The 12,198-nt window shown below is 69.6% G+C and carries 12 protein-coding genes; 11 read left to right on the top strand and 1 reads right to left on the bottom strand.

Features of this window, described 5'->3' with window-relative positions; translation table 11 throughout:
- The first annotated feature begins 14 nt into the window (after positions 1-14).
- From SD37_RS29485 to SD37_RS29465, 5 genes are all read left to right on the top strand, one after another.
- Positions 15-887: an AAA family ATPase gene (locus SD37_RS29485; protein ID WP_044855394.1), complete on the top strand. Its 873-nt coding sequence runs from the start codon at positions 15-17 to the stop codon at positions 885-887.
- A 72-nt stretch (positions 888-959) separates the two neighbouring features.
- Positions 960-1,544 (top strand): TetR/AcrR family transcriptional regulator, encoded by a 585-nt coding sequence (locus SD37_RS29480; protein ID WP_201788853.1) that lies wholly within the window; start codon positions 960-962, stop codon positions 1,542-1,544.
- 127 nt (positions 1,545-1,671) lie between these two features.
- Entirely contained in the window at positions 1,672-2,919 is a 1,248-nt protein-coding gene (locus SD37_RS29475) for an FAD-dependent oxidoreductase (RefSeq protein ID WP_335622492.1), read from the top strand.
- 81 nt (positions 2,920-3,000) lie between these two features.
- Complete coding sequence (locus SD37_RS29470; protein ID WP_044855391.1) at positions 3,001-4,104, top strand: vWA domain-containing protein; 1,104 nt, start codon at positions 3,001-3,003, stop codon at positions 4,102-4,104.
- On the top strand, positions 4,097-5,209 hold the full coding sequence (locus tag SD37_RS29465; protein WP_044855390.1) for an XdhC family protein: 1,113 nt from the start codon (positions 4,097-4,099) through the stop codon (positions 5,207-5,209). Before SD37_RS29470 ends, SD37_RS29465 begins: the two co-directional genes overlap by 8 nt.
- Here SD37_RS29465 and SD37_RS29460 read toward each other — a convergent pair.
- Entirely contained in the window at positions 5,187-5,666 is a 480-nt protein-coding gene (locus tag SD37_RS29460; RefSeq protein WP_044855389.1) for an Lrp/AsnC family transcriptional regulator, read from the bottom strand. The genes SD37_RS29465 and SD37_RS29460 overlap by 23 nt on opposite strands.
- A 70-nt stretch (positions 5,667-5,736) precedes the next feature.
- Here SD37_RS29460 and SD37_RS29455 point away from each other — a divergent pair, with 70 nt between their 5' ends.
- From SD37_RS29455 to SD37_RS29430, 6 genes are all read left to right on the top strand, one after another.
- The gene (locus SD37_RS29455) at positions 5,737-6,672 is read left to right on the top strand and encodes a threonine ammonia-lyase (RefSeq protein WP_236725142.1); all 936 of its coding nucleotides are present in this window, start codon (positions 5,737-5,739) and stop codon (positions 6,670-6,672) included.
- A 143-nt stretch (positions 6,673-6,815) separates the two neighbouring features.
- Positions 6,816-7,481 carry a TNT domain-containing protein gene (locus SD37_RS29450; RefSeq protein ID WP_065913011.1) on the top strand — a complete coding sequence of 222 codons (666 nt, stop codon included), beginning with the start codon at positions 6,816-6,818 and terminating at the stop codon, positions 7,479-7,481.
- A 215-nt stretch (positions 7,482-7,696) separates the two neighbouring features.
- Positions 7,697-8,227: a (2Fe-2S)-binding protein gene (locus tag SD37_RS29445; protein WP_037303592.1), complete on the top strand. Its 531-nt coding sequence runs from the start codon at positions 7,697-7,699 to the stop codon at positions 8,225-8,227.
- Positions 8,227-10,665, top strand: a complete 2,439-nt coding sequence (locus SD37_RS29440) for a xanthine dehydrogenase family protein molybdopterin-binding subunit (RefSeq protein WP_044855386.1) — start codon at positions 8,227-8,229, stop codon at positions 10,663-10,665. Before SD37_RS29445 ends, SD37_RS29440 begins: the two co-directional genes overlap by 1 nt.
- Positions 10,662-11,516, top strand: a complete 855-nt coding sequence (locus SD37_RS29435) for an FAD binding domain-containing protein (protein WP_044855385.1) — start codon at positions 10,662-10,664, stop codon at positions 11,514-11,516. Before SD37_RS29440 ends, SD37_RS29435 begins: the two co-directional genes overlap by 4 nt.
- Before the next feature lie 22 nt (positions 11,517-11,538).
- Positions 11,539-12,168 (top strand): SRPBCC family protein, encoded by a 630-nt coding sequence (locus SD37_RS29430; protein ID WP_044855384.1) that lies wholly within the window; start codon positions 11,539-11,541, stop codon positions 12,166-12,168.
- Positions 12,169-12,198: the final 30 nt, after the last annotated feature.

Below are 12,198 nucleotides of genomic sequence, written 5' to 3'. Positions count from 1 at the left end.
CTTACGATCGGGGCGTGACCGTCGCATCGCCGGAGAAACTGGCCGAAGCCCTCGACTCGGTCGGCTACCTCGCCGACGACGGCATAGCGACGGCCGGATTCCTCGCCCTGCGGCTCGGCCGCCCGCTGTTCTGCGAAGGCGAACCGGGCACCGGGAAGACCTCGCTCGCCTTGGCACTGGCCGAAGCACTCGGCATGCCCCTCATCCGGCTCCAGTGTCACGAGGGGATCGACGCGGCACAGGCGCTGTACGAATGGGACTTCCCCCGCCAGTTGCTGCATCTGCGCGCGCTCGAAGCCTCGGGGAACGGACATCTCGACGTCGAGACGGCGGAGCAGTCCCTCTACACCGAACGTTTCCTGCTTTCCCGGCCGCTGCTGAAGGCCTTGCAGACCGCGCCGTGTGTGCTGCTGGTCGACGAGATCGACCGGGCCGACGACGAGTTCGAGGCCTTCCTGCTGCAACTCCTCGACGAGAACGCGGTGACCATCCCGGAGTTCGGCGAGGTGCGGGCCGAACATCCGCCGCTCGTCGTGCTCACCTCCAACCGGACCCGGGAAGTGCACGACGCGCTGAAGCGCCGCTGTCTCTACCACTGGCTCGAACATCCCGGCCTCGGCCGCGAAATCGAAATCCTCCGCCGCAAGATCCCGCACCTCGGCGAGGCCCTCGCGACCCAGGTCGCGACCGCGGTGCACCGGCTCCGGGCGATGGAGTTGCTGAAGCCGCCCGGGGTGGCGGAGTCGATCGACTGGGCTCAGGCCCTGCTCGCGCTGGGCAAGTCCGAATTGGACGCCGCGGTGGCCGCGCGCACTCTCGGCTCGGTCCTCAAGTACAGCGAAGACCTCGACCGGGTCCGGGCCAAGCTGGACAAACTGCTCGCCTGATCGCCCGCCCGGGTTAGCATGACCAAGCGGAACAAAGATCCGGTAACCGTGGGGAGGTGGAGGAGCGACGTGGTGAGCAACGCCGACGAGGGCGCCACCCGGTCGAAAAGAGCCGACGCCCGGCGCAACGAGAAGACCCTGCTCGACGCCGCCGCCGCCGTCTTCGTCACCTCGGGGGTCGAGGCGCCGGTCCGGGACATCGCGGCCAAGGCGGGTGTCGGGATGGGCACGATCTACCGGCACTTCCCGACCAGGGCCGATCTCATCGTCGCCGTCTACCGGCATCAGGTCGACGCCTGCGCCGAAGCCGGGCCGGAGCTGCTGGCGTCGAGCGATTCCCCGTACGAGGCGCTACGGCGCTGGATCGACCTCTTCGTCGATTTCCTGGTCACCAAACACGGCCTCGCCGCCGTGCTGCAGTCCGACAACGCCGGTTTCGAGACGCTGCACACCTATTTCCTCGACACTCTCGTGCCCGTATGCGCCCGGTTGCTCGACGCCGCGGCCGGGGCGGACGAGATCCGCTCCGACCTGCGGGCGATCGAAGTCCTGCGCGCCGTGGGGAACCTCTGCATCGGCGCGGACAGCGATCCCCGCTACGACGCGCGCCGCATGGTCGGCGTCCTGATCGCCGGACTGCGCCACCAGGACGGTTAACCGTTCAGCATCTTCAAGAAGCCGTCCCGGGCCGGGCACTCCACATAGGACGGATGTGATCGGGCCGTCACCGTGGCGAGAAACGCGGTTTTCCAGTAGGACCAAGGTCCTCTTCGATGCCGAATCCATGGCGATGGACCGCCTGGCGCGCTACAACTCCACTATGGAACGTACGCAGTGTTGTGTGGTGGGGGGCGGTCCGGCGGGAATGGTGCTCGGCCTGCTTTTGGCGCGGGCCGGGGTCGAGGTCACGGTCCTGGAAAAGCACGCGGACTTCTTCCGCGATTTCCGCGGCGACACGGTGCATCCTCCGACGTTGATGTTGCTCGACGAACTCGGTCTCGGCGAGCGGTTCGCGGAACTGCCGTCGAAACGGCTGGAGAAGATGCGGATGCATATCGGCGACACGACCATCGTCGCCGCCGATTTCAGCCGGATTCCCGGGCCGCACAAGTACATCGCGATGGTCCCGCAATGGGACTTCCTCAACCTGCTCGCCGAAGCCGCGGCCGAGGAACCGACGTTCACCCTGCGCATGGGGGCGGAGGTGACGGGCCTGCGCGAGGGCGGCGGCGTGCGTTACCGCGATTCCGACGGCGTCGAGCGGGAGCTGGCCGCGTCGCTCGTGGTCGGCTGCGACGGCCGTGACTCCCTCGTGCGCGCCGAGGCCGGTCTCGTGCCGGAGGAGTACGAGGTGCCGATGGACGTCTGGTGGGTCCGGGTACCCAAACTCCGCGACACGGGCAAAGAGGCCCAGGTGTTCGGCCGGTTCGCGGACGGGCTCGCCGGCGTGACCATGGACCGCGGTGACTACTACCAGACGTCGTACCTGATCAGGAAGGGCGAGGACGAGGCGCAACGGGCCGAGGGGATCGAGAAGTTCCGTGAGCGGATCGGCGGCCTGTTCGGCTGGGGAGACGGCGAGCTCGAAGCGATCCGTGACTGGGACGACGTCAAACTGCTGAAGGTCCGGATGACCAAGCTCCCGCGGTGGTACTCCGGCCGGGTGCTGTGCCTCGGCGACGCCGCGCACGCGATGTCGCCGGTCGGCGGGATGGGCGTCAACATCGCGGTACAGGACGCGGTGGCGGCCGCGCGGATCCTCGCCGCACCGCTGCTGCGCGGCACCCTGACCGCGCGTGACCTCGCCCGGGTGCAGCGGCGCCGGTCCGTGGCCGTCTCACTGGCCCAGAAGCAGCAACTGGGGGAGCACAAGATCCTCATCGAGCCCGCTCTCGACGGGACGCTGACCGGTGCCACGGTGCCGTTCCCGCTCCGGCTCTCGGATCGCTTCCCGCTGCTCACCGGCGTCGCCGCCTTCCTCGGCGGCATCGGCCCCCTGCGGGAGAAAACGCCGGTGTTCGCCCGCCGCTGACCCCGCGTTTCGTCCTCTGGATGCGGTAGTTGCCCGCGCAACTACCGCATCCAGAGGACGAAACGCGCGCACAATGGGGGAGTGAGCGATCCTTTGGCGGGTTTCGTCGGCTTCGCGGAGGCTTTGCGCGAAGCGGGCCTGCCGTGCGACGCGCACCGGGTCCAGGCGTACCTCGCGGCCGTGGGCGAGGTCGACCTCGCCGACCCCGAACAGCTGTACTGGGCCGGACGGCTGACGCTGTGCGCCGACCCCGACGACCTCCCGCGCTACGACGCGGCGTTCGACGGCTGGTTCACCGAGACCGAGGCCGGACCACGACGGCGGGGCAAGGAAGCGGCCCCGAAACGAGCCAGGATCGCCACGCTCGTGCAGGCGTCAGGCCAGGGCGAGTCCGGCGCGGAGCCCGACCAGCTCCGCGTGGCGGCGAGCGAGGACGAGATCCTGCGGCATCGCGACCTCGCCGAACTGACCGTCGCCGAACGCGCCCACCTGCGGGAACTGCTCGCGAATCTGCGCCCCGCCCTGCCCCTGCGGTCGTCGCCGCGCCGCCGCGCCGCCCGGCGGGGCACCCTCGATCCGTCTCGTACGCTCCGGGCGATGCTGGCGGGCGGCGGCGAACCCGCGCGGTTGGCGTACCGGCGGAGAGGCGCCAAGCCGCGTCGTCTCGTCCTCCTGATCGACGTCTCCGGTTCGATGGGGCCGTACGCCGACGCGCTGCTGCGGTTCGCCCACGTCGTGGCCCGATGCGCACCCGGCCGGGTCGAGGTCTTCACCCTGGGTACCCGGCTCACCCGGGTTTCGCGCCAGCTGCGGCTGCGCGATCCCGAGCACGCCATGCTCGCCGCGGCCGCCGCGGTCCCCGATTTCGCGGGCGGGACCCGGCTCGGCGAGACCCTGCGTGCCTTCCTCGACCGCTGGGGGCAACGCGGTGTGGCCAGGCGATCCGTGGTCACCGTGTTCTCCGACGGCTGGGAACGCGGCGATCCCGGACTGCTCGGCGAGCAGCTCGCCAGGCTGCGGCGGCTCGCGCACGTCGTATTCTGGGTGAATCCGCACGCGGGGCGGGCGGGTTACGCTCCCGTGCAATCCGGCATCGTGGCCGCGCTCCCGTACCTCGACCGGTTGCTGGCCGGGCACAGCCTGGCCACCTTGGAACGACTGCTTGTGGAGATCGCCGATGCGTGACGTACTGGACGAACTGCACCGCCGGTGGACGGCAGGCGAGACGGTGGGGGTCGGCACGGTGGTGGCGACGTTCTCGTCGGCGCCGCGGAGCCCGGGTGCGGCGATGCTCGTCGCTCCTGACGGCACGGTCACCGGCAGTGTCTCCGGCGGCTGCGTCGAGGGCGCCGTCTACGAACTCGCGCAGCAGGTGGTCGCCGAGCGCGCGCCCGTGCTGCAGCGCTACGGCGTCACCGACGACGACGCCTTCGCCGTCGGGCTGACCTGCGGCGGGATCATCGACATCTACGTCCAGCACGTCGACCGTGACTCGATGCCGGAACTCGGCGACGTCGTCGAATCGGTCCACAGTGGACAGCCGGTCGCGGTGGTGACGGTGGTCGAGCACGAACGGCCAGGGCTGGTCGGCGAGCATCTGATCGTCTGGCCGGATCGCGTCGCCGGTTCGCTCGGCTCGTCGCGGATGGACGACGCCGTCGTGGACGACGCGCGCGGCATGCTCGCCGGCGGCCGCACCGGCACACTGCACTACGGGCCGGACGGCCAGCGCCGCGGCGAAGGGATGACGGTCTTCGTCAACTCCTTCGAGCCGCCCGCGCGCCTTCTCGTCTTCGGCGCGATCGACTTCGCGGCCGCGATGGCGAAAATGGGCGCGTACCTCGGCTATCAGGTCACGGTCTGCGACGCGCGGCCCGTTTTCGCGACGAAGAGCCGGTTCCCCGACGCGCACGAGGTCGTCGTCGACTGGCCGCATCGCTACCTCAAGGCGGAGGCCGAAGCGGGCCGGATCGACGGCCGGACCGCGATCGCCGTGCTCACCCACGACCCGAAGTTCGACGTGCCGCTGCTGGAGGTCGCGTTGCGCCTCGACGTCGGCTACGTCGGCGCGATGGGTTCGCGCAAGACCCACGACGACCGGTTCGCGCGGCTGCGCGAGGCCGGGCTCACGGAGGCGGAACTCGAACGGCTGTCCTCGCCGATCGGCCTCGACCTCGGCGCGCGGACGCCGGAGGAGACGGCGGTGTCGATCGCGGCGGAGATCATCGCGCTGCGGTGGAGCGGGTCGGGTTCGCGGCTCGCCGACCTCACCGGCCGGATCCACGGCTGACCCCGGGCACCGGGATCGACTGACTCGATTTGACCACCTCGAAGGCGGGCAGGGTCTCGAAGCGTTTGACGTGCTCGTCGAACAGTTCCCTGGACAGGTACCGGCTGGCCTTGAGGTCCGGGTTGAGCAGGACGACGACGTAGTCCCATTGCCCGACGATGCTGTAGCAGTGCTGGACCCGGGGTTCGGCCAGCATGCGCTCGCGGAACGCGGTGTGGCTCTTCGTGTCGTCGTCGGTCAGCGCGACCAGGATGACCGACGTCATCCCGGCGCTCAGCGCCTCCGGATCGAGCACGGCGACCTGCGCGCGGATCACACCCGCGGCGCGCAGCCGGGTCAGCCGTCGCTGGACCGCGCTCGGGGACAGGCCGACGGAGTCACCCAGTTCGTGCAGCGGGCGGGCCGCGTCGGCCTGCACGAGGTCGAGCAGCAGATGGTCGATCTCGTCGAGAGGCACGCAAGATTTTTGCACGCGAGCAGGAAAATTTACAATCGGGATGATCGGCTCCCGGCCTAGCTTGGGCGTCATGACCGACATCGACCTGCAGCTGGACCACGTCGCCGAGGCGGCGAAAGTGATCGATCCCTTGTTCCTCAATTCCCCGCAGTACAGCGACGAACAGCTGAACGAGCGGCTCGGCAGGCGGGTGCTGGTGAAGATCGAGACGCTGAATCCGTTGCGCAGCTTCAAAGGCCGTGGCGCGGAGTATTTCGCCGCCGGGCTGGAACCGGGGACGACCCTGGTGTGCGGGACCAGCGGCAACTTCGGGCAGGCCATCGCGTTCGCCGCCCGCAAACGCGGCTTGCGGGCCGAAGTGTTCGTCCCCGCCGACGTCTCGCCGGTGAAACTGCGGCGGATGAAGGCACTGGGCGCACGGGTGCGCCGGGTCGAGGGCGAGGCGAAGGACGCCGCGGCCGCCTTCGCCGCCGAAGCCCCGGACCGCGTCTTCGTGGTCGACGGGCGGGATCCCGCGATCGCCGAAGGGGCGGGCACGATCGGCCTGGAACTGGCGGCGGAGAGCGGGATCGACACGGTCGTGCTCCCGGTCGGCGACGGCGCGCTGATCGCCGGGGTGGCGTTCTGGCTCAAGGCGCATCACCCGGACATCCGCGTCGTCGGCGTCGGGGCGAAGTCGGCGCAGGCCATGGTGACGAGCTGGCGGGCCGGTGAGCCGGTCACCGTCGAGCGGGCCAATTCGTTCGCCGCCGGCATCTCGATCCGGACCCCGCGGCCGGAATCCGTGCGGCGGCTGCGCTCGCTGGTCGACGATTTCGTGCTGGTCGGCGACGACGATCTGCGGGCCGCCATGCGGCTGGGCGCGGAAACCCTCGGTGTCGTCCCGGAACCCGCCGGCGCCGCCGGGCTGGCCGCGCTGACCGTGCACGACCTCCCGGGTGACCTGGTCGCCACCGTGGTCACCGGGGCGAACGCGGACCTCTCGGTGCTCGGCATGACGACCTGAGGCCGGTGGCTCTCACCGTATCAAGCGTGGGGCTCATGACCCACTGATGCCGGGCGGTCCGGTAGCGGAATTAGCCGGTCGGCTCAACGAAGTCAGTCGATCAGCCGTCGCCCGCCCGGCGCACCGGCTGGTGTGCTCGGAGCATGCTGCTGAGACGCACCTTGACGGTGTTCGCCGCCATCGGCCTGCTCCTCGCCCCTGTCACGGCCCAGACCGCCGCCGCACAAACGACAGCACAGACCGGCGCCGCCCAAGCCGGATCGCTCACCGAATGCTCGGAAGCCGATCACCACGGTGACAAGCGGCTCGGCCCGGAGAAACTCCCGGTGCTGGGCGACGTCGGTTTCCAGCTCATCGGCTACCGCCGCACCGGGACACTGACCGAGCAGCGTTTCCTCGACACCTATTACGATCCGGCGGTCTCCTCGTGGCGCTACCCGCCGAAGAACGGCTACGTCCTGCGCCCCGACGGGACGCCCATCCAGTACGTGATCACGTTGACGCCGGGCAAGCGGATCGACCGGTACGGCAGCGAGTACGGCTCGTTCCTCGCGCCGAAGGGCTCTCCGTACGCTTCGAGGGCGACCCCGCCGCAGAGCCTCGACTCCGCGCCGGCCGCGAGCTGCAACTATCACGCCTATCGGGTGGCGAAGTCCTTCGCGGTCCAGTCCGGTCCGATCGCCGCGTGGTTCGCCCAGCCGGGTGGCGGCCTCCAATACCAAGTGGACGGTGCGTTGCTGCCCGGTTCACCGCCTTCGGTCAATGTCGGATGGTTGATCGCCAACGGATTCCTCGAGCGCTTGAAGTAAGGCTCACAAGTCCGCGCTTGCGGCGAAAAATCTTGACTTGCACCGCGTCTGCGGTTCCGACTGGGAGTGACCCCCTGGTGGGGGTTGTCCCGGCCGGGCAGAAGTAGCACGCTCGGCTGTGAGTCCGATCACGGTCCGCCCGTGACCGCCGACTGACCGGCCGCTCCCGAACGACCCCGGGCCAGCGCGGGGTTTCTCTTGCTTTTGGAGGCCTGATGCGCATCACCGTCACCGTCGACGGCACCAGCTACACAGACGACGTCGAGCCCCGCACCCTCCTCGTGCACCATCTGCGCGAACGGGTCGGGAAGGTAGGCACCGTGGTCGGTTGCGACACCAGCAACTGCGGTGCCTGCACCGTCCACCTCGACGGGCACAGCGTGAAGTCCTGTTCGGTACTCGCGGTCCAGGCCGACGGCTGCGAGGTCACCACGATCGAGGGCCTGGCCCGTGACGGCGAACTCCACCCGGTGCAGAAGGCCTTCCACGAGAACCACGCGCTCCAGTGCGGTTTCTGCACGCCCGGCATGATCATGCAGTCCATCGACCTGCTCGCCGACAATCCCGATCCGGACGAGAAGGCCGTGCGGGAAGGACTCGAAGGCAACCTGTGCCGCTGCACGGGGTACCAGAACATCGTCCGCGCGGTCCGCGATGCCGCCCACCAGATGCGGCCCGGTGCCGGTCCGGAGGCCGAGCGGCTCGCCTCGGACACCGCCTCCCGCGTCGGCGCGGGTGGTGAGTGATGACCTCCACGATCGAACCGGAGGTGGGCAAATCCCGCCGTCGCAAGGAGGACGAGCGCCTCATCACCGGCAGGACCCGCTGGACCGACAACCTGACGCTGCCCGGCATGCTGCACCTCGCGGTGCTCCGGAGCCCGTTCGCGCACGCCAGGATCACCTCGATCGACGTCACCGAGGCGAAGTCGGCGCCGGGTGTCGTCGCGGTGTTCACCGGTAAGGACCTCGACCCCGAAAGCGCCATCGGCATGCCGTGCGCGTGGCCGATCACCCCCGACATGAAATCGCCGAGGCGCCCCGTCCTCGCCTCCGACACGGTGAACTTCGCCGGTGAAGGCGTCGCGGTGGTCGTCGCCCGCACGTCGGCCGAAGCGCACGACGCGCTCGAAGCGATCGACGTCGAGTACGACGAACTGCCGGTCGTCCTCGGGCTTGAGAACGCGCTCGCCGAGGGCGCGCCGCTGGTCCACGAAGAGCTCGGGACGAACCAGAACGCCGTCTGGGTCTTCGATTCCGCCGACGCGGGAACGGGATCCAGCGTCGAGGACGCGATCGCGAACTCGGAGGTCGTGCTCAAACGGCGTTTCCGGCAGCAACGGCTGGTCCCGGCGTTCATGGAACCGCGGTCATGCGTCGTCGACCCCACCGGCAACCAGCTGGTGATGTGGTCGGCCACGCAGATCCCGCACATCCTCAAGACGATGACCGCGGCCACGCTCGGCCTCCCCGAGCACAAGGTGCGGGTGATCGCGCCGGACGTCGGCGGCGGGTTCGGCGGCAAGATCGCCGTGCTGCCCGAAGAGATGATGGCGACGCTGATCGCGCGGCGGCTGGGCAAACCGGTCAAGTGGACCGAGTCGCGTTCGGAGACGATGGTCGCCGCGCATCACGGCCGCGACCAGATCCAGGACCTCACCATCACCGCGAACCGCGACGGCACGGTGACCGGGCTCAAGGTCGAACTGCTCGCCGACATGGGCGCGTACCTCGGCCTCGTCGGCCCTGGCGTGCCGATCCTCGGCGCGTTCATGTTCAACGCCATCTACAAATTCCCGGCGTACCACTTCGCCTGCACCAACGTGTTCACCAACACCACGCTCACCGACGCCTACCGCGGCGCCGGGCGGCCGGAGGCCACGTTCGGGATCGAGCGGATGATGGACGAACTCGCCGTCGAACTGGATATGGACCCGTTGGAGCTCCGCGAGAAGAACTGGATCAAACACGAGGAGTTCCCGTTCACCACGGTGGCCGGGCTGACCTACGACTCGGGTGACTACGAGGCGGCCACCGCCAAGGCCAAGGAGCTGTTCGACTACGACGGCCTCCGCCGCGAACAGCGGGAACGGCGGGAAGCGGGCGACCCGGTCCAGCTCGGTATCGGCATCTCGACGTTCACCGAGATGTGCGGGCTGGCGCCGTCGCGGGTGCTCGGTTCGCTGGACTACGCGGCGGGCGGCTGGGAACACGCGGAGATCCGGGTACTGCCGACCGGCAAGATCGAGGTGATCACCGGCGCCTCCGCACACGGACAGGGGCACGAGACGGCGTGGAGCCAGATCGTCGCCGACAAACTCGGCGTCCCGTTCGAGGACGTCGAGGTCCTCCACGGCGACACCCAGTCCTCGCACAAGGGCATGGACACCTACGGTTCGCGATCGCTGGTCGTCGGCGGGATCGCGGTGATGAAGGCGGCGGACAAGGTGCTCGCCAAGGCGAAGCCGATCGCCGCGCATCTGATGGAATGCTCCGAAGACGACCTCGAGTTCGAGGCGGGCAAGTTCACCGTCAAGGGCACGGATTCGTCGACGTCGATCCAGGACATCGCGTGGGCGGTGTTCTCGGCGCACAACCTGCCGGACGGGGTCGAGCCCTCGCTGGATTCGGCGGACACCTTCGATCCGGAGAACTTCTCCTTCCCGCACGGCACGCATCTGTGCGCGGCCGAGGTCGACACCGAGACCGGACGGGTGCGGTTGCGGTCCTACGTCTGCGTCGACGACGTCGGGGTGGCCGTCAATCCGCTGATCGTCGAAGGCCAGGTGCACGGCGGGCTCGCGCAGGGCATCGCGCAGGCGCTGTTCGAGGAGGCCGTCCACGACGAGGGCGGGACGCTGACCACCGGGACGTTCGCCGACTACCTGCTCCCGTCGGCGGCCGACCTGCCCTCCTTCACCACCGACCGCACCGAGACCCCGTCGACGACGAACCCGTTGGGCGCCAAGGGGGTCGGCGAGGCAGGCACGATCGCCTCGACCCCGGCCGTGGTCAACGCCGTGATCGACGCCGTCCGCCATTTCGGCGTGAACGACATCGAAATGCCGCTGACGCCGATGCGGGTCTGGCACGCCATCCAGCACCGGACGGCGTCGGCGGGCGGGCTGGGGTCCGAAGCCGGTGGCGGTCTCGGTTCGATCGACGCTTCCGGAGGTGCCCAGTGATCCCCGCCCCGTTCGACTACGTCGCTCCGTCCACAGTGGACGAGGCGATCAGTGCCCTCGCCGAGGCGGGCGAGGACGCCAAGGTGCTGGCGGGCGGGCAAAGCCTGCTGCCGGTCCTGCGGATGCGGCTCGCCACGCCGACCACGCTGATCGACCTCGGGAAGATCGGTGAGCTGCGCGGTGTCCGTGAGGAGGGTGACGCACTGGTCATCGGCTCGATGACCACGCATTACGACGTCCAGCGGGACGCGCTGATCGCCGAGCACGCCGCGCTGCTCAAATCCGCCACCGACACGGTGGCCGATCCGCAGATCCGCCACCGCGGCACGTTCGGCGGCGCCCTCGCGCACGCCGATCCCGCCGGCGACCTGCCGGCGCCCGTGCTCGCGCTCGGCTGCGAACTCGTCGTGGCCGGACCGGGCGGGCGGCGAACGGTGCCCGCGGCGGACTTCTTCCAGGACATGTTCACCACCGCGCTCGCCGCGGACGAGCTCCTGGTCGAGGTCCGCGTGCCGAAGCACACCGGCTGGCGTGCCCACTACGAGAAGTTCAACCGGGTCGCGCAGGCGTGGTCGATGGTCGCCGTCGCGGCCTGCGTCCGCACCGAGGCGGGCACCATCGAGGAGGCGCGGGTCGCGCTCACCAACATGGGCTCGACACCGGTGCGGGCGGCCGGGGTCGAGGCGGCGCTGGTCGGCTGCGCGGCCACCGCCGAGGCGATCCGCGGCGCGGCCGAACGCGCGGCCGAGGGCACGGATCCGATGGCCGACGGCAACTCCGACGTCGAATACCGGCAGCACCTCGCCAGGGTGCTGACCGGACGGGCGGTTCTCGCCGCGGCAGGTTCCTGACGAAGAGAAGGGAGGTCGGCCCGTGCGGCTCGACCACGAATTCACCGTCCTGGCCCCGGCCGACGAGGTCTGGCGGGCCGTCGTCGATCCGGAGCGGGTGGCGCCGTGCATGCCGGGTGCCACCGTCACCGGGGTCGAAGGCGACACCTTCAAAGGCACGGTGAAGGTCAAGCTCGGGCCGATCTCCCTCCTCTACAAGGGGTCCGGCGAGTTCGTCGAAAAGGACGCGGACGCGAAACGGGTGGTGATCAAGGCGTCCGGCAAGGACGCCCGCGGCGCGGGTACGGCGTCGGCGACGGTGACGCTCACCTTGACGGAGAAGGACGGCGTCACCCATGGCGCCGTCGCCACGGATCTTTCGGTCACCGGCAAACCGGCGCAGTTCGGGCGCGGGATGATCTCCGAGGTCGGCGGCAAGATCCTCGACTCGTTCGCGGAGTGTCTGTCCGGTGAACTCGGCACGCCCGAACCCGAGAAACCCCAAGAACGCCCGCCGTTGCAGGCGGTCAAGCCGGTGCCCGAGGGCGAGGCCATCGACCTGATGGAGTACGCGGGCGGGTCGGTGGCCAGACGGGCCGCGCCGGTGCTGATCGCCCTCGCCGGGGTGCTCCTGATCGTCGCGATCGTGCGGGCACTGAAGCGCCGGGTGTGACCTAGGCGGCGCTGTGACCTGAAGAGAAAT

Origin of the sequence: Amycolatopsis orientalis, from assembly GCF_000943515.2 — a bacterium.
GTDB classification, from domain to species: Bacteria; Actinomycetota; Actinomycetes; order Mycobacteriales; family Pseudonocardiaceae; genus Amycolatopsis; species Amycolatopsis orientalis.
The sequence above is the reverse complement of the archived record's forward strand: the minus strand, read 5'-3'. Positions and strand labels throughout refer to the sequence as shown.

Coding starts and splice junctions, on each gene's coding strand:
- SD37_RS29475 (WP_335622492.1), top strand. CDS start 1,672: ATGGCGATGGACCGCCTGGCGCGCTACAACTCCACTATGGAACGTACG.
- SD37_RS29465 (WP_044855390.1), top strand. CDS start 4,097: ATGCGTGACGTACTGGACGAACTGCACCGCCGGTGGACGGCAGGCGAG.
- SD37_RS29455 (WP_236725142.1), top strand. CDS start 5,737: ATGACCGACATCGACCTGCAGCTGGACCACGTCGCCGAGGCGGCGAAA.
- SD37_RS29450 (WP_065913011.1), top strand. CDS start 6,816: ATGCTGCTGAGACGCACCTTGACGGTGTTCGCCGCCATCGGCCTGCTC.
- SD37_RS29445 (WP_037303592.1), top strand. CDS start 7,697: ATGCGCATCACCGTCACCGTCGACGGCACCAGCTACACAGACGACGTC.
- SD37_RS29440 (WP_044855386.1), top strand. CDS start 8,227: ATGACCTCCACGATCGAACCGGAGGTGGGCAAATCCCGCCGTCGCAAG.